The 19575-nt window shown below is 64.7% G+C and carries 17 protein-coding genes; 8 read left to right on the top strand and 9 right to left on the bottom strand.

The window, feature by feature from the left end; translation table 11 throughout:
* Positions 1-153: 153 nt before the first annotated feature.
* The 7 genes from ACSFBC_RS15320 to ACSFBC_RS15290 are packed head-to-tail and all read right to left on the bottom strand — an operon-like array spanning position 154 to position 8440.
* Positions 154-1116 (bottom strand): MBL fold metallo-hydrolase, encoded by a 963-nt coding sequence (locus tag ACSFBC_RS15320; protein ID WP_435511205.1) that lies wholly within the window; start codon positions 1114-1116, stop codon positions 154-156.
* 29 nt (positions 1117-1145) lie between these two features.
* Positions 1146-1856 carry an ABC transporter ATP-binding protein gene (locus ACSFBC_RS15315; RefSeq protein WP_435511204.1) on the bottom strand — a complete coding sequence of 237 codons (711 nt, stop codon included), beginning with the start codon at positions 1854-1856 and terminating at the stop codon, positions 1146-1148.
* A 10-nt stretch (positions 1857-1866) separates the two neighbouring features.
* Positions 1867-3633: a branched-chain amino acid ABC transporter ATP-binding protein/permease gene (locus ACSFBC_RS15310; RefSeq protein ID WP_435511203.1), complete on the bottom strand. Its 1767-nt coding sequence runs from the start codon at positions 3631-3633 to the stop codon at positions 1867-1869.
* Positions 3630-4553 carry a branched-chain amino acid ABC transporter permease gene (locus tag ACSFBC_RS15305; RefSeq protein WP_435511202.1) on the bottom strand — a complete coding sequence of 308 codons (924 nt, stop codon included), beginning with the start codon at positions 4551-4553 and terminating at the stop codon, positions 3630-3632. The genes ACSFBC_RS15310 and ACSFBC_RS15305 overlap by 4 nt, the downstream gene beginning before the upstream one ends.
* A gap of 54 nt (positions 4554-4607) precedes the next feature.
* Positions 4608-5807 (bottom strand): ABC transporter substrate-binding protein, encoded by a 1200-nt coding sequence (locus ACSFBC_RS15300; RefSeq protein ID WP_435511201.1) that lies wholly within the window; start codon positions 5805-5807, stop codon positions 4608-4610.
* 60 nt (positions 5808-5867) lie between these two features.
* Entirely contained in the window at positions 5868-6644 is a 777-nt protein-coding gene (locus ACSFBC_RS15295; RefSeq protein WP_435511200.1) for an SDR family NAD(P)-dependent oxidoreductase, read from the bottom strand.
* A gap of 29 nt (positions 6645-6673) precedes the next feature.
* Positions 6674-8440 (bottom strand): FAD-dependent oxidoreductase, encoded by a 1767-nt coding sequence (locus ACSFBC_RS15290; RefSeq protein ID WP_435511199.1) that lies wholly within the window; start codon positions 8438-8440, stop codon positions 6674-6676.
* Positions 8441-8606: 166 nt separating this feature from the next.
* On the opposite strand from ACSFBC_RS15290, the gene ACSFBC_RS15285 reads away from it, so the two are divergent.
* Positions 8607-9395: an IclR family transcriptional regulator gene (locus ACSFBC_RS15285; protein WP_435511198.1), complete on the top strand. Its 789-nt coding sequence runs from the start codon at positions 8607-8609 to the stop codon at positions 9393-9395.
* A 139-nt stretch (positions 9396-9534) separates the two neighbouring features.
* Here ACSFBC_RS15285 and ACSFBC_RS15280 read toward each other — a convergent pair whose 3' ends face one another.
* Positions 9535-11136: an IclR family transcriptional regulator gene (locus ACSFBC_RS15280; RefSeq protein WP_435511197.1), complete on the bottom strand. Its 1602-nt coding sequence runs from the start codon at positions 11134-11136 to the stop codon at positions 9535-9537.
* A 130-nt stretch (positions 11137-11266) separates the two neighbouring features.
* Here ACSFBC_RS15280 and ACSFBC_RS15275 point away from each other — a divergent pair, with 130 nt between their 5' ends.
* Genes ACSFBC_RS15275 through ACSFBC_RS15260 form a run of 4 tightly spaced genes read left to right on the top strand, consistent with a single transcriptional unit; the run spans position 11267 to position 15689 of the window.
* Positions 11267-12460 (top strand): CaiB/BaiF CoA transferase family protein, encoded by a 1194-nt coding sequence (locus ACSFBC_RS15275; RefSeq protein ID WP_435511196.1) that lies wholly within the window; start codon positions 11267-11269, stop codon positions 12458-12460.
* Between the two features lie 13 nt (positions 12461-12473).
* Positions 12474-13643 carry an acyl-CoA dehydrogenase family protein gene (locus tag ACSFBC_RS15270; protein ID WP_435511195.1) on the top strand — a complete coding sequence of 390 codons (1170 nt, stop codon included), beginning with the start codon at positions 12474-12476 and terminating at the stop codon, positions 13641-13643.
* A 59-nt stretch (positions 13644-13702) separates the two neighbouring features.
* A complete protein-coding gene (locus tag ACSFBC_RS15265) occupies positions 13703-14686 on the top strand; it encodes a tripartite tricarboxylate transporter substrate binding protein (RefSeq protein ID WP_435511194.1) in 984 nt (327 codons plus the stop codon).
* Positions 14687-14690: 4 nt separating this feature from the next.
* On the top strand, positions 14691-15689 hold the full coding sequence (locus ACSFBC_RS15260) for an acrylyl-CoA reductase family protein (RefSeq protein ID WP_435511193.1): 999 nt from the start codon (positions 14691-14693) through the stop codon (positions 15687-15689).
* A 180-nt stretch (positions 15690-15869) separates the two neighbouring features.
* Here ACSFBC_RS15260 and ACSFBC_RS15255 read toward each other — a convergent pair whose 3' ends face one another.
* A complete protein-coding gene (locus tag ACSFBC_RS15255) occupies positions 15870-16859 on the bottom strand; it encodes an NmrA/HSCARG family protein (protein WP_435511192.1) in 990 nt (329 codons plus the stop codon).
* On the opposite strand from ACSFBC_RS15255, the gene ACSFBC_RS15250 reads away from it, so the two are divergent.
* The 3 genes from ACSFBC_RS15250 (at position 16825) to ACSFBC_RS15240 (ending at position 19091) form a co-directional block, all read left to right on the top strand.
* Positions 16825-17859, top strand: a complete 1035-nt coding sequence (locus ACSFBC_RS15250) for a LysR family transcriptional regulator (protein ID WP_435511191.1) — start codon at positions 16825-16827, stop codon at positions 17857-17859. The genes ACSFBC_RS15255 and ACSFBC_RS15250 overlap by 35 nt on opposite strands.
* Positions 17860-18090: 231 nt before the next feature.
* On the top strand, positions 18091-18336 hold the full coding sequence (locus ACSFBC_RS15245; RefSeq protein ID WP_435511190.1) for a VOC family protein: 246 nt from the start codon (positions 18091-18093) through the stop codon (positions 18334-18336).
* 434 nt (positions 18337-18770) lie between these two features.
* A complete protein-coding gene (locus ACSFBC_RS15240; RefSeq protein ID WP_435511189.1) occupies positions 18771-19091 on the top strand; it encodes a hypothetical protein in 321 nt (106 codons plus the stop codon).
* Positions 19092-19575: the final 484 nt, after the last annotated feature.

Genomic DNA, 19575 nt, shown 5'->3' with positions numbered 1-19575 from the left:
AGGCAGGAAGCGCAGGAGATGGGAAAGAGACGGCACGCCGGCCAGCAGGCGGACCGGGCGCCCCGTGCGGCGGACAGTCCGTCAGCTACCGGCGGCAGGACGCAATGCGGCAGCACACCGCGGCGCTCAAGCGGAACGCCGCACGGCCAAGTGCTATTGGCCCTCGAGCGTTCTCCACATCTCGATATCCCGCTCCGCCGTCCAGATGCGCGGATCGGTGTACCCCGTCGCTTCGTCGTAGCACCGCGTCACGTCGAATGGCATGCAGTGATCGAAGATCACCCAATGCCCGTACTTCGGCTTCATCGCCGAGAAGGTGTCCTTGTAGACCGTGTTCAGGTCCTGGCCGGCAGCGACGCCCTTTTGGACGTTGGAATAGACATCGGCGATGAAGTCGCGGGTCTCGCTCAAGCCCTTGGCCACCTCGTCGGGGGTGGTCAGTGCGGCGCCGCGCCCGGGCACCAATACCTTCGGCTCGAGGGCGGCGAGGTTGTCGAGCGTTTGCGGCCAGTCCTTGAAATACGCATCACCGGCATACGGTGTCGCGCCGAACTCCACGAGGTCCCCGCTGAGAAGCGCACGCTCTTGCGGAAGCCAGACGATCGTGTCGCCCTTCGTATGGCCACGACCGACCTGCAGCAGCTGGACCTCGAGCTTGCCGAGCCAGAGCGTCATTTTTCCCGTGAAGGTCATGGTCGGCCACGTCATCCCTGGCGGCACGCTCTCGACGTTCTGGAACAAGCGCGGGAAGCGGCCGATCTCGCTGGCCTTGTCCTGTTCACCGCGTTCCACGATCAGGTCATAAGTATCCTGGCTGGCAAGAATCTGCTGCGGCTGGTAAGCGCTGGCGCCCAGGACGCGCACGGCGTGATAGTGGGTCAGCACGACGTACTTGATCGGCTTGTCCGTCACCTCGCGGATCCGGCGTATGACGTCGGCGGCCATCGCTGGCGTCGCCTGCGTATCCGCCACCAGGACGGCGTCGTCGCCGATGATGATGCCCGTGTTGGGGTCGCCCTCTGCCGTGTAGGCCCAGGCATGCTCGGAGATCTGGCTGAATGTGACCTTCTTCTCCTCCAGGTCGGCTTGGGAGGCAAATTTCTTGGTTGCAGTCATGGGTGTCCTCTTCGATGGGTGGTGGGAGATCAATGCGTGCCGAGATAGGCGGCCTTGACCTTGGGATCGTTGAGAAGCTCGCGGCCCGAGCCCTCCAGGGTGATGTGGCCGGTTTCCAATACGTAGGCACGGTCGGCAACACCGAGCGCCTGCTTGGCCATCTGTTCGACCAACAGGATCGTCAGACCGGACTCGTGCAGCTGGCGAATGGCGCTGAAGATGTCCTTGATGATCAACGGGGCCAACCCCAGAGAAGGCTCGTCGAGCAACAGGAGCTTGGGATCGCTCATGAGCGCGCGTGCGATGGCAAGCATCTGCTGTTCGCCGCCTGACAGCGTCCCCGACAGCTGGTCTTGCCGTTCACGCAACCGCGGGAAGCGCTGGAACTCGCGTTCGATGACGGACTCGATGGCGGCCGTATCTTTCCGGCGCGAGTAGGCGCCAAGCATCAGGTTCTCTCGGACCGTCTGGTCCGCGAAGACACCGCGGCCCTCCGGCGACATCGCCACGCCAAGTGCGACCCGCTCGTGCGCACGCACGTGCGTCGCGTCTTTCCCGCCGATGAACACCTTGCCCGCGGCAACCGGCTCCAGGCCGACGATGCTCTTGAGCAAGGTGCTCTTGCCGGCACCGTTCGCACCGATGATCGTGACGACCTCCCCCGCTCTCACTTCCAGGCTGACGCCCTTCACGGCCTCGATGGCTCCGTAGGAGACCTTCACTGCTTCAAGTTTCAGCATTCTTGTCTCCTCAGGCCGTGGCCGCTTCTTCGTCGTCGACGCCGAGGTAGGCCTCGATCACGCGTGGGTTCGACTGGACTTCGGCCGGCTTTCCTTCTGCGATCTTGATGCCGTAGTCCAGGACGATCACGTGATCCGAGACAGACATCACGAGGTCCATGTGGTGCTCGACCATCAGGATGCTGACGCCGCACTTTCCGATCTTCACCAGAAGCCGGCCAAGCTCGGCGGTCTCCTGCGGATTGAGCCCTGCTGCAGGTTCGTCGAGCAAGAGGAGTTCCGGCTCGGTGGCCAAGGCACGCGCCAGTTCCACACGGCGCTGAAGCCCATACGGCAGGCTTCCGGCCGGCTGATGCGCAAGATGCAGAAGGTCGACCAGTTCGAGCATCTGAAGGGCGCGCCTGCGCGTGGCGGCCTCTTCCCTCCGCGCGCCAGGCCAAGCCAGCAGAGACGACAGGAAGCCGTTCTTCATGCGGCTGTGACGGCCCAGCATCACGTTGTCGAGAACGGAGAGATCCGAGAAAAGCCGCAAGTTCTGGAACGTGCGTCCCACGCCCATGCAGCAGATCTCGTGCGGGGGCTTCCCCACCGTTTCCTCGCCCTTGAATCGGATCGATCCCTCGCTCGGATCGATCAGCCCAGTCAGCATGTTGATCATGGTGCTCTTACCGGCGCCATTCGGACCGATCAGGGCATGGATGTGTCCTCGTTGCAGACGGAAAGAGACGTCCTGGGCCGGCTTCACGCCGCCGAATCGCTTCGTGACGTTTTGGACGACCAGCAGATCCCCGCTGCCCGGCGGGCCGATGTGCCGGGGGACGTCGCCCGTCGATTCCGGTGCACGGTCGGTCTTGTGGAAGCGCTTGGAGAACAGGCCCACGACGCCGCACGGCATGAAATACAGCGCGAACAGGAGCAGGAAGCCGTAAAGGAAATGCTGCGCCGAGGGCCAGCGCGCCAGGAACGCATCGATCACCGTCAGCACGATCGTGCCCACCAGAGGGCCATACATCGAGCCAGCGCCGCCGAACAGGACCAGCAGCAGGATGAAGACGGACAGGTGGAAGGTGATGAAATCTGAATTGATGTACTGGTTCTGCTGAGCCACGAGCGATCCCGCGATGCCGCAGGTCACTGCGGCAACGACGAAGGCGATGACCTTGGCGCGGTAGACACGCACTCCCACGGAGGACGACGCGATCTCATCGGCTTGCAGCGACAGCAAGGCACGACCGAACCGTCCATTCAGCAGGTTGCGCAGCAGAAGATGCGTGAGCGCGCAAAGGGCGATTCCAAGCCAGACCCACTGCTCGGCGCTGAGCGGCTGGCCGTTCCAGGTCAGCGGCTTGATGCCGTAGATGCCTTGCGCGCCGCCGAAGACGTCGGTCCACTCCCCGACCAGTTTTTCCACGACGATGCCGAACGCAAGGGTCACCATCGCAAGGTACGGCCCCTTGACCCGCAAGGATGGCAGTGCGATCAGAACGCCGCACACACCGGAAATCGCAGCGGCGGCGACGAGCGCGAGCCATGGATTCATGTCCGTTCGCGTCGTCAGCAACGCGACGGCATACGCGCCCGCAGCGAAGAGACCTGCCTGACCCAACGACTTCTGACCTGCGTACCCGACCAGCACGTTCATGCCGGCGGCGCACAGGTAGTACACGCACATCATGAACACGATGCGCAGGTAGTAGTCATTTCCGAGGAGGGAGGTGAGCCCGATCAGCCCTGCCGCCACGATCAGGACACCGAGCGGATGCTGGACCTGCTTCATACCTTCTCCACCATGGGCTTTCCGAAGAGGCCGGTCGGGCGGAAGGCCAGCACCAGGATCACGAGGCCGAAGACCGCGACCTCACGCCACTGCGCTTGCCAAAGATTGACCAGCGATTCGAAGACGCCGAGGACGAATCCGCCGATGACGCAACCGCGAGGATTGCTCAGTCCGCCGATCATGGCGCCGGAGAATCCCTTGAGACCCACTGTCAGCCCCATGAACAGCGAAGCCTGGGCGATCGGTGCCAGGAGGAAACCTGACAGGCCTGCGAGCGCGGAGCTCACCACGAACGCGCCGATCATCACGGCGTTGGTGTTGATGCCCATCAGGCTGGCCACGTTGCCATTCGCGGCGACGGCGCGCATCGCTTTTCCGACCATCGTGCGGTTCATCACCCAGTCGAAGCCGATCATGACGACGACCGCCACGCCAAGCGTCAGCAGCTCCTGCGGACGCACCCCCACGCCCGCGAACCGGATCACCGCGTCCCCGACGGGCGCAGGTACCACGACAGGCTTCGGGCCCCATACAGCCAGACCGATGCTCTGCAGGATGACGCCGAAACCGAGCGTGCTCATGACCCAGGCCATACCCGGTCGGCCTGCAAACGGCCGAACACCGATCACGTAGAGCAGCCAGCCGAGCAAGCCCATGATGCCCAGTGCGGCCGCAAGCGCAATCAGCTGCGCTCCCGCGGACGGCAACGCCTCTCCGAATGTGGTGGACGTCACGGGCAAGCCGAGCATCAGGAAGAGCGCACTCATTCCAATGAAGGCTCCGGCCGAAACGAACTCCCCGTGCGAGAAGTTGAGTGTCTTCGTCGTCGTGAAGGTAATGCTGAACCCCAGCGCAACCAACGCGTACGCTCCCCCGACGGCGAGTCCGCTGAGGATCGCCTGCAAGATGGCTTCGGCCATGGTATGTCTCCACTTTCGCGTCTTCCGCCCCTGCGGCTCGACGCGGTTCTGAACTTATTGTTTGAAGTCGGCGACGCTGAGGGAATCGATCAGGGAGTCCGTGTAAGGCAAGAGCTTTCCATCCTTCCACTTGATCCAGACCAGATCCTTGGCCGTGAGCGCTTCATGGTTCGTCTTGCTGAAGGGCTTGTTGTAAGTCTTGAGGACACCCTGAACCGGAGCGCCAAGGTCTTCCAGCGCCGCACGCACGGCCGATCCTTCAGTCGTCTTGGCCTGCTTCACAGCCTCCGCATAGAGCAGCACCGAGTCGTAGCCGTGCAGGGCAAACGAGAACGAACCGGGGGCCTTCAGCTTCGTGCCGATGCGATCGAACAGCTTCTGCTGTGAAGGCGTGCGCGTCTCGCTGACCGTTCGCATGAACAACGGCTTCTCGGCCAGACCCTTGCCAGCGGCGTCGTAGAAAGTGATGTTGTCCGCAGCCCAGGACGTCAGCATGAGAGGGAAGTAGTTCGTCTTCTCCATGCTGCGCACGAGTTGGGCGATCGGTGTGCCCTGCGCCCACACGACGATGGTGTCGACCTTCGCCGCCTTCATCTTGTTCAACTGCGACGTCATGTCGGTGTCGCCGACGCCGAAGCGCTCCGTGGCTGCCGGCTTGATGCCCTGGACCTCGGCGATCTCCTGCATGTCCTTCAGGCCCCCCTGGCCGTAGCCGGTGGTCTCGGCCATCAGGCCGATCACCTTCGAGTTGGCCGCGTTCTTCTTCACGTAGGCCATCAGGGCAGCGACCTGCTCGCGGTCCACCATCGACACCCGGAACATGTAGTTGTCAGCGCCCGGGCTCATCGGCTTCGTGATGTCGGTGCCGGAGCCGACGTTGCCGAGGACAGGGATCTTCTTCTGATTGGCGATGTGCTTCCACGCCATCGCGTTACCGGAATTCGTGGGACCGAAGACCGCGGTGACCTTCTCGTTGTCGATCAGGTCGCTCATGTTCTGGATCGACTTCGGAGGGGCAGACGTGTCGTCCCGCGTCACGAGTGCAAGCTTTCGCCCGAGGACTCCTCCGCCGGCATTGATGTCGGCGATGGCGGCCTCCATGCCCAGCACCGCGGCCTGCCCGCTTTGTGCCGAAGGCGATGCGGAAAGATCGCCGTTGTACCCCACCTTGATGTCCTGCGCCGAAGCGCCGAAAGAGCTGGCGGCGAAGGTTGCAGCCGCAAGAGTGGCTGCATAAAGACGAGTCAGTTTCATGGTTTGTCTCCTGGGAAAAATCGAGTCTTCTTGGGGCAATACCGTGCCCTGTTCGGTTTCTTACACTGCGAGGAATCCGCCGTCGACGGCCAGCGTGATGCCGGTGACATAGCGCGACATGTCGGAAGCCAGGAAGATGACCGGGCCCACCAGGTCCTCGGTTTCACCGACGCGGCCCATCGGGATGCGCGTCATGAAGGACGCGAGGCGCGTCGGGTTCTCGCGCGTGGCTGCCGTCATGGGCGTGGCGATGACGCCCGGTGCCAGCGCGTTGACTCGCACGCCGGACGGCGCGAGTTCCTGCGCCAAGGACTGCGTCAGCATCTTGATCGCGCCCTTGCTGGGGGCGTAGCCGAGACTTGCTGCCTGACCTGCGTAGGCTGCGATCGATGCGATGTTGATCACGCTGCCTTTTTTGGCCTTGATTGCCGAAAGCCATGCGTGCGTGACGTTGAAGGTGCCGTGAACGTTCACGTCGATCGTCTTGCGCCAATTGGCGGCAGCATTCGGCGACGACATGTTTTCGCGAATGATGATGCCCGCGTTGTTGACCAGGAGGTCGACCTCTCCGATCTCCCGTCCGACACGCGCGGCGAGCGCATTGCAGTCTTCGGTGGATGTCACGTCCAGCACGAACGACCACGCCTCGCCGCCCTCTTGGCGAACGGCCTGTGCTGTTTCTTCGACGGTTGCGGCGTTGACGTCCGTGACGATCACGCGCGCTCCAGCCTGCGCCAGGCCGAGCGCAAGCGTGCGTCCGTTGCCTTGACCGGCTCCGGTCACGAGCGCCAGGCGGCCGACGAGCAGTCGGGGTGCGATGGTTTGGGGAAATGCCACGGGAACTCCTTGGATGGAATAAGGCGCGCTCAGGGGCGCTGCTGCACGGCCACGGGCTCGCGGCGCTCGATCGGTGCCGCGACCTCGACTGCCGCCTCGCGCGGAGGTTGGGCGAGGGCCATTCCGGCGACGTAGCCGAACGTCAGGGCCGGACCCAGCGTGATGCCGGCGCCGGGGTAGTTGCCGCCCATGATGCTGGCCGCGTCGTTGCCCACCGCATACAGGCCCTTGATCGGTTTCCCGTCGGAATCCAGCACGCGCGTCTGTGCATCCGTGACGAGCCCCGCGAAGGTTCCGATGTCACCGACGACCAGCTTGATCGCGTAGTACGGACCGGTTTCCAACGGTGCAAGACATGGATTGGGTTCGATCAGTGCATCGCCCTGGTAGCGGTTGTAGGCCTTGCTGCCCTTGCCGAATTCAGGATCTTCGCCGCGTGACGCAGCCGCATTGAACGCGCGAACGGTCGCTTCCAGAGAAGCGGCAGGCACGTCGATGGCCTTCGCCAGTTCATTCACGGTCGCGCCGCGCTTCAGGTAGCCGCTCCTGAGGTGCCTCCCGATCGGGAGCGGCGAAGGCGCGACACAGCCGAGACCGTAGTTCCGCAGCGCCTTGTGGTCGCAGATCAGCCATGCAGCAACCTCCGGCTCACCGGCACACGCCTTGACCATCGCCTGCACGAAGTCGTGGTACGAGTTGCCCTCGTTGGTGAAGCGTTCGCCTTTCGTGGTGACGGCAATCACACCGGGCTTGGCACGGTCGATGAAATGCGGCATGGCTCCTTTCGTCCCGTCCTTGCGCGTGGTGACCGAGGTGGGCACCCATGCCGCCGCATGAGGGATCGTGCCGTCGACGCGTCCACCCACCGCCTCCGCCAGCCGGAGGCCGTCACCGGTGTTGGTCTCGGGGGACGGCGAGTAGTGCTCCTTGCCCGTGGGCGCATGCGGAAAGAGCTGCTTGCGGCGCTCGACATCGAACGGGAAGCCGCCGCAGGCCAGAACGACCCCGCGCGCTGCATTGACACGGATGGTCTTGCCTTCATGCTGGACCAGTGCACCCGCCACGCCGTCGTATTCGGCGACAAGCTTCGTCACCGGAGACGACAGCCAGACGGGAATGTCGAGATCCATGCCCGCTTTCGCCAGTCGTCCGGCCAGCGCATTGCCATTGGTCAGCGTCATTCCCCGCCCGTTCCTCACGACATCGATGAAGTGTTTCGTCAGGCGTTTCGTCACGTAGACGAAGGAGGTCGGTGACTTGAATGCCCGCATGAAATGCTTGATCTCGGGCCCCGAGCCCAACATCATTCCGAAGACGGTCAGCTCGGGCAGCGGCGGCGCGAGGTCCTTGATGCGCTTGCCTAGCGCGTGTCCATCGAAGGGCCGCGTCACCATCGAGCGGCCGCCGGGCTGCCCGCCGGTGGCCTCGGCGTGATAGTCGGGAAACACCGCTGGCATATCGAATTGCACGCAGGTGTTCTGGGTGAAGAAGTCGATGGCCTTCGGCCCGTTCTCGAGAAACGCATCGATGCGCTTCTCGTCGAAATGCGTCGTCGTCTCGTGCCGCAGGTAGTCCTTCGCGGCACCAGGTGGCTCGCTGATGCCCTGCTCGGTCGCCAGCCGGGTGCCGGGAATCCACAACCACCCGCCCGAACGCGCGGTCGTCCCGCCGTATCGCGCCTCCTTCTCCACGACCAACACCTTCAAGCCCTGAGCGGCTGCAGTGATCGCTGTAGACATTCCTGATGCGCCCGTGCCGATCACGAGGACATCCACGTTCATCACTTCCTGTTCCATCGACTGTTTCCTGAGCTGTGCTTGTGGGCCCGAAGTATAAAAGTCGTTCGATCATTGTCAATGCTTTCGTTAATATCAGATACTACGATTAGGACAGACACATTCGAAATAATCAGGGTAAACCCGCATGGATACACTCGGTACTCCCCGTACACCAAGATCGTCAATGGAAAAAAACCGACGCGGCATTCAATCCATCGAGATCGGCAGCGCGCTTCTTCTCCAGTTGGCGCGTCATGTCCGTCCGGTGGCGTTGAAAGACCTCGCCAAGGCCGCTGGCATGACGGCGGGAAAAGCGCATCCCTATCTGGTGAGTTTTCTCAAGGTGGGTTTCGTGACGCAGACCGGCGCCGGGCATTACGAACTCGGCCCCCTTGCGCTGCAGCTAGGGCTCTCCCGCTTGCAGCGGCTCGATCCTGTGAAGGAAGCCTCGGCGCTCATCGAGGCGCTGGCCGACGAGACCGAGCAAAGCGTTGCCGTAGCGGTGTGGGGCAATCTCGGGCCGACGATCGTCCGCCTGGAGGAGCCGACGCAGCCTCTGCATGTCAACCTGCGGGTGGGCACGGTGATGTCGCTTGCGAACACCGCGACGGGACGGCTTTTTGCGGCCTACATGCCGCCCAAGGTCGTCGAACGGCTTCTCTCTGCAGAGATTTCGAGACTCAGCTATGGCACCGCACAGGGGAATCCGCTGAGTCCCGAAGCCTTGGACGCATCGCTTGCCGAAATTCGCAGGAACGGCATGGCTCGCACGCAAGGTCAGCCGATCCCTGGCATCGACGCGCTGTGTGCGCCCGTGTTCGATTCATCGGGTCATCTGGTGCTCGGCATCCTCGTGATGGGCCCGGCGGCGACCTTCGACAGTGCGTGGGATGGCGCTGTCGCCCAGCCGCTGCGCCGATGCGCCCTCGAGATTTCGCACCGGATCGGGCGCGACCAGACCCCGTCCGCCTGACAAGCCGGCGCGAGCGCGGACGCCGCTGGCATCGGGATCTGGGGGCCGAGGCGCACACCGCCTCGGCGTCTGAGAGGTTCCACGGTGGCCGACCTGCGGGCCACGAGGTCGGCGTCACAGGCTCGTGAACAGAACCCGGTCACCGTTCCAACGTCGCACTCAGGGCCTGCACGACTTCGGAGAGAGCGCTGCCGAGTTCATGAATCCGGCGTGCCGCCAGTGGCCTGCTCGCCAGCACGCCGCAGTTCATGACGAAACGGATCCCGTCGACCGGCCGAGGGAACGGCACGGCCACGGCTTCGATCTCCGGCCGGAAATCACGCGAGCTGCAGTGGCCATGGCGGGCGAACTGCGCCATGGCGCGATCGATCGTGTTCGCATCGCGGGCCGCCGCTTCGCGGTCGAGCACACGGATCTGGTTGAGTACCGACGTGCGCTCGCTCGGGGTCGCGCTGCAAAGCCAGGCACGGCCGATGGCGGTGGCGAGCATCGGCATCACGGCGCCCGTGTCCGGCGGCAACAAGCGCCCGTCTGTTCGCCAGGCGGTCTCCACGTAGACCATGCCCAGTTGATGCCGCAGGCCCAAGGACACTGCCGCGCCAAGCCGCTGCGAAAGCGCAAGCATTGCCGGCCGTGCGAGGCTGCGCAGACGCAAGCCATTGAGCATCGGATAGGCGATGGCCACGGTGCCGGCGCCGAGCCGATAGCCCGTGCGCGGCGCGTCGCGCTTCAACAGGCCCAGGCAGGCCAAGGTATGGGTCAGCCGCACCACCGTCTGGGGCGAAAGGCCGAGGCGACGCGCCAGCGCGGCGTTGCCCAGCACGTCCTCGCCGGGCTGGAAACAGGCCAGCAGGTCGAGTCCATGCGCGAGCGTCTGCGCGGCCGCATCGCCCGCACGAGGCCGGACGCCCGCACGCGCACCGGCTGACGGCGCCGGCCTGGCGGCCGATCCAAACACCGGCGCCGGGGTGCCGGCAGGCTCGGCACGCCAATCGCGCTCTATCCGACGCGCCAGCGTCACCAGCCTTGGACCGATGCGCATCGCCAGCGCTTCGCGGTCCAGTCCGCGCGCCGGCAAGCCACAGTTGAGAACCAGTCGCTCGCCGTTGAGACGAACGCCAAGTGGCACCGCCACCGCATGCACATCCGGCTGCCAATGTCCGGGCGACAGGCAGAAGCCGCTGCGATCGAGGTCTCGCATGGCCTGTGCCAGCGCCGGCGTCCAGGTCGCATGCTGGACAGGCTCGTGCCGCCGCAGCGCCTCGAGAACCTCCTGCCGCTCGGACGCCGATGCACTGGCGAGCCAGGCGCGCCCCGCAGCCGTCGTCAGGATCGGAAGTGCGGCCCCCACATCGGGGCGAAAACCCAGCCGCAGGTGGCCACGGCAGGTTTCCACATACACCATGCGACGGCGGTCGTGCATGGCGAGCGACACCGTGCCGCCGACCGCGTCGGCAAGCTGCGTCATCGGCAGGCGCGCGAGGCGGCGCAATCCCAGGCTGGCCAGCAACGGGTAGCCCAGCGTCAACGCACTGCTGCCCAGTCGATAGCGTCCGGAATCGGCGTCGAACATCAGGAGCCCGCGTGTCGTGAGAGCGAGGCTCAGGCGCGTGATGCTGGCCTTGGACAACCCTGTGCGCTCCGCGAGTTGCTTGTTGTTCAGGCCCAGAGGTCGGTCCGCGAATGCATCGAGCAAAGCGAGCCCATGCGCCAGGCTGGTCGCGAATCGAGGGTCGGACATGCGTTCAATATACCGAAACAACGATGGTGCACCTCCGGGCGGAGCCCTAATCTCTGCGCCAGATTGGAGACACCGAGATGGTCAAGAAATTCCTCGTGCCGGATCGATGCAGTCGATGCGGGAAGGCGTCATGACGAGCGCAGCGGGCGGCCCCCTGTCCGGGCTGCGCATTCTGGACATGGCCACCGTGGTGGCGGCGCCGTTCGGCGCGACGTTGTGCGCCGACGCCGGCGCTGAAGTCGTGAAGCTCGAGCTGCCCGATGGCAACGACCCATTGCGCGGTCTCGCCCCTACCGAGCTGTACTGGAAGGTGCTCAACCGTGGAAAGGCCGGGATTTCGCTGGACGTGCGACAGCCCGCAGGGCGCGCCCTGTTTCTGCAGCTGATCACCGGCTTCGACGTGCTGGTGGAGAACTTCCGCCCCGGCACGATGGATCGCTGGGGCCTGGATTGGGCGACGCTGCAACGCAGCAACCCACGCCTGTCTGTGCTTCGCCTGACGGGCTTCGGCCAGACCGGGCCCTATGCCGGCAGGCCTGGGTTCGCGCGCATCTTCGAAGCGATGAGCGGCTTGGCCCATCTCACCGGCGAGGCGGGGCGCCACCCGCTGCACATCAACTTCCCGATCGGCGATTCGATTGCCGGCCTCTTCGGCGCCTTCGCGATCGCGAGCCTGGCGGCCGAGCGGGCGCGCGAACCGAACGCCCCCGGCCGCGAGGTGGACCTGTCGGCCACCGAAGCACTGCTGCGTGTGCTGGAGCCGCTCGCCGCGGAATATGAGCAGTCGGACGAGGCCCGCGGCCGCACCGGCGCACGCGCGAGCTACACGGCGCCTTCCAACATCTACCGCACCCGTGACGACCTGTGGATCACGCTGGTGGGCTCCTCGGATGCGATCTTCCGCCGCCTGTGCGCTGCCATGGGCACGCCCGCGCTGTGCGAGGAACCTCGATTCGCGACCAACCCGCAGCGCCTGCGCCACCTCGACGAGATCGACGGGATCATCGCGCGCTGGTTTGCCGCGAACGGCTACGAGACGCTGAGCGTGCTGCTGGAAGCGCACGGCGTGCCGTTCAGCAAGATCTACTCGATCGCCGACGCGCTGGACGACCCGCACTTTCGCGCTCGGCAGGCCTTCGTGCGCCTGCCGGATCCCGAGCTGGGCTCATTGCCCGCACCGGCATCGGTGCCGCGATTCGGCGGCTACGAGCCCCCTCCCCCGCGCACCGGTCCTGCCACCGGCGAGCACAACGCTTCGATCTACGGCGCCCTGGGCCTGACGGCCGCCGACCTGGCAGCGCTGCGTGCAGCCCACGTCATCTGAGGAGACACACACCATGATCCGCGATCCCAAGGCTTTCGACGAACTGCTGGCAAGCGTGCACCAACAGGTGCGGGAGAAGATGATCCCGCGCGAGAGCGAGGTCGAGCGCCTCGACGAAGTGCCTGCCGACCTGGTGGACGACCTGGCCCGCAACGGCTTTTTCGGCTGGTCCATCCCGGAGGCCTACGGCGGCGCCGGCATGACGACCGAGGAACTGGCGCTGGCGGCCATGACCTTGTCGCAGGCGTCGGTGGCCTTTCGCGCCCGCGTCGGCACGAACACCGGGATCGGCTCGGAGGCACTGGTCGCCGATGGCACGCCGGCACAGAAGGACCGCTATCTGCCGCGCATGGCGCGTGGCGAGCTGACCGGCTGCTTCGCGTTGACCGAGCCCGACGCGGGCTCCGACGCCCTGGCGCTCCAGACCGCCGCCGTTCGCGACGGAGACCACTTCGTGCTCAACGGCAGCAAGTGTTTCATCACCAACGCGCCGATCGCCGGACTCTTCACGGTGCTGGCGCGCACCGATGCCAACGACCCGTCCGCCCGCGGCATCACCGCGTTCCTGGTCGAGCGGGCGACGCCGGGGCTGAGCACCGGCGCGCCCTACGACAAGATGGGCCAGGCGGGATCGCCCGTGTCGGAGGTGCATTTCGACAACTGTCGGGTGCACGAGGATCAGATCGTCGGCGGCGTGGGCCACCTGGGTCAGGGCTTCAGGACGGCGATGAAGGTGCTGAACAAGCAGCGCATCCACCTGGCCGCCTTGTGCACAGGTCCCGCCATTCGCATGCTCGATGAAGCGGTCGCCCACACGGCCGGGCGCCGCCAATTCGGGCGCGCAGTGGCCGAATTCCAACTGGTTCAGGCGCTGATTGCCGACTGCCAGACCGAGATCCACGCCGCGCGCGCGCTGATCCTGGAGACGGCACGCGCGCGCGACGACGGACAGGACGTGACCATGCAAGCCTCGATTTGCAAGTACTTCGCCTCCGAGATGTGCGGCCGCGTGGCCGACCGGTGCGTGCAGATGCTCGGCGGCTCGGGCTTCATCCGCGGGCACGCCATCGAGCGCTTCTACCGCGACGTGCGGCTGTTCCGCCTTTACGAAGGCACCAGTCAGATCCACCAGCTGAACATCGCGAAACGCACGCTGGCGCGCGCAGGGCACGACTTCCGCTAGATCGAAAACGTGATTCGCGCGCCATCCCGACAAGCCACAGCACATCACCAGGAGACAAGATGACCCCCTTCAAAAGACCTCTGTTCTTCACCGCAGCCCTCGTCGCGTTGGCCGCCGTTGCAGGCCTGGCCCCGCTGGCACACGCGGCCGAGTACCCTGACAAGCCCGTACGCATCATCGTGCCCTATGCGCCGGGCGGTGGCGCCGACACCGCGGCGCGCGCCATCGGTCAGCGTCTGACCGAAGTCTTCGGCCAGAGCTTCATCGTCGAGAACCGCGCGGGCGCTTCGACCCAGACCGGCACCGTGGCCGTGACGCGCGCAGCGCCGGATGGCTACACCCTTCTGTTGGGTACAGCCAACCTGGCGACCAACGCCGTCCTGTTCGACAAGCTGCCCTACGATGCGGAGCGCGACCTGGCGCCGATCTCTTTGATCACCAAGGCACCCGTCTACGTGGTCGTGAACGCAGAGTCGCCGGTGAGGGATCTGAAGGGCCTGATCGCGCAGGCGCGCAGCGCCAAGGACGGGCTGAGCTACGGCACGGCGGGCAACGGGAGCATCCCGCACCTGGCCGGCGAGCTCTTTCGCGCGACGACCGATACCAGGCTGCTCCACATCCCCTACAAGGGCAGTTCGGAAGCCGTGGCGGCGCTGGTCGGCAAGCAGCTCGACCTGAGTTTCGACAACCTGCCACCGACGTACAGCATGATCAAGGCCGGCAAGCTGCGTCCGTTGGCCGTCGCAGCCGCCAAGCGAAGTGCCCTCATGCCCGACGTGCCCACCACCGGGGAACTGGGCGTCGCGATGGAAGCCTCTTCCTGGTGGGGACTGTTGGCCCCTGCCGGCACGCCACCGGCCATCGTGACGAAGCTCAACAAGGCCATGGTCGACGCATTGGCCACGCCGCAGATGCGCGAGCACCTGGCGCGCCTGGGCATCGAGCCGGAGAGCTGCTCGCCAGCGGAGTTCAAGGCCCACATCAAGGCGGAGACCGAGAAATGGGGCCGCGTGGCGAAGTCGGCCGGCATCAAGGCGGACTGACACCATGACAATCCCGACGCGCTTCCGCGCCTTCCGTCTGCACCAGGGCCCGGCCGATGCCGCGCCCGAGGGCCGCTTCGTCACGCTCGGCGTCGACGACCTGTCGCCCGGCGAGGTCGTGGTGCGTGTCGCGTTCACCAGCATCAACTACAAGGACGCGCTTGCCGCGGCCGGCCTGAACCAGATCGTGCGCGAGTACCCGCGCATCGGCGGCATCGACTTCAGTGGTCGCGTCGTGGACTCCAGCGACGCGCGCTTTCGCCCGGGTGATCCTGTGATGGTGCATGGCTTCGGCGTCGGCGTGGACCACGACGGGGGTCATGCCGAGTTCGCCCGCGTGCGCGCCGACTGGGTCCTGCCGCTGCCCGAAGGCTTGAGCCTCCAGGAAGCCGCCACCATCGGTGTGGCGGGCTTCACAGCCGCGCTGTGTGTTCACTGGATGGAACACAACGGCCTGGCGCCCGGCGGGCTGCCGGTCGCCGTGTCCGGTGCCACCGGCGGTGTAGGCAGCGTCGCGATCGACATTCTTTCGGGACGCGGCTACGAGGTCGTGGCGATCAGCGGCAAAGGAGACGAGGACGGCTATCTGCAATCGCTGGGCGCGTCCCGCGTGTTGACACCGACGGTGAGCGAGCCGTCGGGCCGGGCGCTGGACAAGGGCCAGTGGGCAGGCGCGGTGGACGCCGTCGGAGGGGAGATGCTGGCCTGGCTGCTGCGCAGCGCCGCGCCGGACGCGGTGATCACCAGTTTCGGCAATGCGGGCGGTGTGGAACTTCACACCACCGTGCTGCCACTGATCCTGCGCGGCATACGGCTCATTGGCATCAACGCCAACAGTCCGATGCCGCTCCGGCAGGCGGTGTGGTCCCGCCTGGCAAGCGACTTCAAACCGCGTCATCTCGACCGCATCGGATCCGTGGTGCAGTTCGACCGATTGCCGGATGCCATGGCGCGCATGCGCGAGCGCACGACACGTGGGAGGATTGTTCTGCGCATGTCGTGAGGATTTCTCACCGATGGCATCTTCCGGTCATCGGGCGCGAGCTACAGCGCGTGGTGGTTGGCGCACCAGATCCAAATCCGGAAATTCGCGGGCTTGCGTTGGCCGAGCAAACCGACGCGTGACAGCTTGGCGCGATCTGCGCAGTCGACTTCAAGGAGCCGAATGTGGGCCGGGACGCATTCATCGCTCGATGCGGTTCGCAACGCCAAAGCTGGCAGGTTCACCCCTCCACCCACTGCGCCGAAGAAAGCGGTCCCACGTCAGCGCATTCGGGTCGTTCCTTCGACTCCATGCCAAGTCTCTTTCCGGTGCGTAGTACCCGAAGTCGACCGCATAGGTCACCATTCCTACGAGCTCGCGCACCAGCAACTCGTCGGTCCCGAACGCGGGAAAATGCGCCAAGAGTTCCTTGCGCGCATAGGCCGACGCGTAGTACGCATGTCGACCTGTCACTTTGACGAAGGTCTCCACGATCTGACGCGCCGTCAGTACCTCACCGATCACCGGCAACGTCTGGCCAGCATACGAATCCGGGTTGTCGAAAAGCGAAAGTACCGCGGGGCCGGTTGCAGTCAGAGGGTCCACGAACGGCATGGGCACATCCGGCGGCAGATAAACGGCGAAGCTCAGACTCCCATCAGGCTGCTGCCGCGGCACGTAGTATTCAAGAAAGTTGCTGTAGAAAAATGCGAGCTGGATAAAGGAACTGCGCAGCGGCAGTGTGCGTAGATGCGCTTCCACCAAAGCCTTTTCCGTGAAGTGCGGTGCCCACAAGGTACCGCCCGTGCGACGTTCAACATTCTCCAGGCTGCTCCAGACGACATGCTGTACGCCTGCAGCAAGCGCCGCATCGGCCAACTCGACGCCAAGCGCCAGCTCGGGACGACCTGGCGGCGGCACAGGTGCCATGGGTGGTGTCATCAGAAAAGCGCCGTGCGAGCCACGCATGGCCGCGGCAAGCGCCGCCTGATGGCCCGCCTCCAGTGGGGCAACGACGACCTCGGCGCCGCGTTGGGCCAGTTCACGCATCGGCGCGCTGTCGGCATTTCGTGCCAAAGCGCGCACGCGATAGCGACCGCTGGCCAGGAGGCTCCCGGCCACGCTGCGGCCTTGTTTACTGGAGGCGCCAGCAACGGTGATCAAGGGCAATGATGAGGAAGAAGAGAGCATGCGGTTCTCTGTAAAGGCACGCGACATGCGGGCCAACCACTGCAGTTTGCGCAGAACTTTGGTATCGGTGAAATCGCATTTTTTTTGCCCTACCATCCAACGGATGGATACCAAGCGTCTGGACCTCAACCTGTTGGTCACCCTGGAAGCCTTGCTCGAAGAGCAGAACGTGACCCGCGCTGCCCGCCGTTTGCACTTGAGCCAGCCGGCAGTGAGTGCGCAACTCGTGAGACTGCGCGACTTGTTCGCCGACCCGCTGCTGATCCCGGCGCAGCGCGGCATGACGCCCACATCAAAGGCCGATGAACTCCTTTCGCCTCTCCGCAGTGCACTGGATCAGGTACGCGCCACGGTCGGCCAGGACGGTGCATTCGATCCGGCGAAGGCCCGCTTGACCGTGTGCATCGCCTGCACCGACTACCTTCAAGTTGCGCTTGCGCAACCCCTGGTGCTGGAGCTGCGCCGACGGGCTCCCGGTATCCGGGTGGCGTTGCGTATCCTGGACATCCCTCAACTGGCGATGCAGATGGCCCGCGGCGAGGTCGACCTTGCGTTGATGACGCCCAGTGACGCTCCCGCCGGGCTGCACAGCCATCGCCTGTTCGAGGAGCGCTATGTGCTGATTGGACGCAAGGATCATCCCCGACTGCGCCGCAAGCTCACGGCGACGCGGTTCGCGCAACTCGACCATGTCGTGGTGTCCTTGCGTGGCGGAGACTTCTCTACGGCTGTGGACGACGTGCTGGCGGCCGCCGGCATACGGCGCAACGTGGTGCTGTCCGCGGCGTCGTTCCTGTTCGTTCCCGGCATGGTGGCTCACTCCGACCTTGTCGCTTTGGTGCCGCAACGGCTGGTGCGGGGTCGCGCGGATGACTTGTGCGTCGTCGATTGCCCGGTGTCCGTGCAGCGATTCGAGGTTGCGATGTTGTGGCATGACCGCAGCGACGGCCACGCGGGGCAACGCTGGGTGCGTGAACTGCTGAGGACGATCAGCGGATGATCGCGAAATTCCATGGCGAACCAGGCTGGATCCTCACCACGTTTGGAGGCCATCCATAGCGTCCGAATGGCCGCTTTCGGGCGATTGATCGGGGCAAGCAATGTCTGCGATGGGCCCAAGCGGAAGCAGAATCATCCTGAAAGCGGTCGTCCGGCGGGAGTCAACACGTTTTTAACTGATTCATCTGACGGCCCGCGGCACAATGGCTGACTCAAGCAACCGGAAATCGTGATGACTGGACCGAGCTTCGGCAAGGCAATCCCTGTTCTCGCTTCACTCGACATGAAGCGCACTCTCGATTTCTACGGGAACGTGCTCGGCTTCCGGACTCAGCACTTTGAGGGTTTTTCGTACGGCATGGCGGTGCGCGGCGACACGGAACTTCACTTCTGGACCTGCGATGACAAGCACATTGCCGAGAACACCTCGTGCTACCTCCGCGTGGAGGACGTCGCGGCCGTGCATCGGGATGCTTAGTCCGAAACTACCTGCGCTACAGGCTGTGATTCGCACGGCATGGGGTATGGATGAACTCTATGTTATCGACCCGGACGGCAACCTAATCAAATTTGGGCAGGAGTCTTCGGCGGAGTAGTACGAGGCGAGGCCGAAGAGGCGAGCATCAAGCTGGGGCGGACGTATCGAAGGTCCGCTTCCGGCCCGGAAGCGGGCTACCGAGCGCGCTTGCTTCAGCGAAGCGGCTTGTATGCTGGTCGTCTCAGGCTCTGATGCCCTGTCTCGGACTTCAATGCGCCGTCTCAGACATTGATGGCGAAGAACAGCCACTGTTCCTTGCCATTAATGTTCGAGACATCCCTCCGAGGGCGCCAGCTAGCTTTTCGCAGTGCTTCCCCAAGAAAAGTCAGAGACACCGACACTTACTGAACAGTCTAAGGCCAAGCAGCGCATCAATGTCTGAGACATGTATGCCCAGTGGTAGGCTGAACGTTTCTCTCAAGCTCTTCGAGATCAGCGCATGGCATGCATGGCTGGCCGCAATCGGCCAGAACCAGACAATCATCACCGACTCTCAGCGAGCGGCACGAAGCAATCGATTGGCGTGTTCTGAACGCACCAAGGCGACGGGAACCCCGATCGAATTCGTATTTGAGCTTGGCGAGGACTGGCCCGAGTTGCGCGGCTGGAGCTTTCTCACATGGCACCGTCGATGCTGCGGATACATGCGCGCTTGTGACGGGCTTTCAGGTTTGACGCTTTCATCAAGCGTGTGACCCAAATGACCCAGCACTACTCACCTGCTGCCCAGAGCGCGTGACGCAGTCCGTGGACTGCCATAGGGGTAGGCGCGCTGTTTGAAACTCACACGGATGCTTCGTGTGAGGCGGCCATCCATGCCGACGAGCGGGTTCTTCTTCACGACCAAGGAAAGATGGAAAGTGACCTGCCTCGGGTTGGCCCTGTTTCATGGCATCCTCACACAGCGCGGCGCCAGGCTAGAGCGGGAAGACATGGGGCGATCGGGACGACCGTTAGCATCCTGCTGCAGCGCCTAGGCTTCGAACGCGCGCGACGACGCGCTACCGTCCGCCCGCCGCCCGTTGCGCCCTCCGGAGAAAAGCGCCGCGCGATCGTCATCGGTGACGGACGCTACTGGGCCTTCGAGCCATCACGCGCTCGCTGCCCCGCCCGGCCGCCCCGCGCCAGCCACAGGTACAGGCCGCTGCCGAGCACGAGGATCGCGCCCACGTCCAGCAG

Source organism: Variovorax frigidus, from assembly GCF_051216515.1.
GTDB lineage: Bacteria > Pseudomonadota > Gammaproteobacteria > Burkholderiales > Burkholderiaceae_C > Variovorax.
The sequence above is the reverse complement of the archived record's forward strand: the minus strand, read 5'-3'. Positions and strand labels throughout refer to the sequence as shown.

Coding starts and splice junctions, on each gene's coding strand:
- ACSFBC_RS15320 (WP_435511205.1), bottom strand. CDS start 1,116: ATGACTGCAACCAAGAAATTTGCCTCCCAAGCCGACCTGGAGGAGAAG.
- ACSFBC_RS15315 (WP_435511204.1), bottom strand. CDS start 1,856: ATGCTGAAACTTGAAGCAGTGAAGGTCTCCTACGGAGCCATCGAGGCC.
- ACSFBC_RS15310 (WP_435511203.1), bottom strand. CDS start 3,633: ATGAAGCAGGTCCAGCATCCGCTCGGTGTCCTGATCGTGGCGGCAGGG.
- ACSFBC_RS15305 (WP_435511202.1), bottom strand. CDS start 4,553: ATGGCCGAAGCCATCTTGCAGGCGATCCTCAGCGGACTCGCCGTCGGG.
- ACSFBC_RS15300 (WP_435511201.1), bottom strand. CDS start 5,807: ATGAAACTGACTCGTCTTTATGCAGCCACTCTTGCGGCTGCAACCTTC.
- ACSFBC_RS15290 (WP_435511199.1), bottom strand. CDS start 8,440: ATGGAACAGGAAGTGATGAACGTGGATGTCCTCGTGATCGGCACGGGC.
- ACSFBC_RS15285 (WP_435511198.1), top strand. CDS start 8,607: ATGGAAAAAAACCGACGCGGCATTCAATCCATCGAGATCGGCAGCGCG.
- ACSFBC_RS15280 (WP_435511197.1), bottom strand. CDS start 11,136: ATGTCCGACCCTCGATTCGCGACCAGCCTGGCGCATGGGCTCGCTTTG.
- ACSFBC_RS15275 (WP_435511196.1), top strand. CDS start 11,267: ATGACGAGCGCAGCGGGCGGCCCCCTGTCCGGGCTGCGCATTCTGGAC.
- ACSFBC_RS15270 (WP_435511195.1), top strand. CDS start 12,474: ATGATCCGCGATCCCAAGGCTTTCGACGAACTGCTGGCAAGCGTGCAC.
- ACSFBC_RS15265 (WP_435511194.1), top strand. CDS start 13,703: ATGACCCCCTTCAAAAGACCTCTGTTCTTCACCGCAGCCCTCGTCGCG.
- ACSFBC_RS15260 (WP_435511193.1), top strand. CDS start 14,691: ATGACAATCCCGACGCGCTTCCGCGCCTTCCGTCTGCACCAGGGCCCG.
- ACSFBC_RS15255 (WP_435511192.1), bottom strand. CDS start 16,859: ATGCTCTCTTCTTCCTCATCATTGCCCTTGATCACCGTTGCTGGCGCC.
- ACSFBC_RS15245 (WP_435511190.1), top strand. CDS start 18,091: ATGACTGGACCGAGCTTCGGCAAGGCAATCCCTGTTCTCGCTTCACTC.
- ACSFBC_RS15240 (WP_435511189.1), top strand. CDS start 18,771: ATGTCTGAGACATGTATGCCCAGTGGTAGGCTGAACGTTTCTCTCAAG.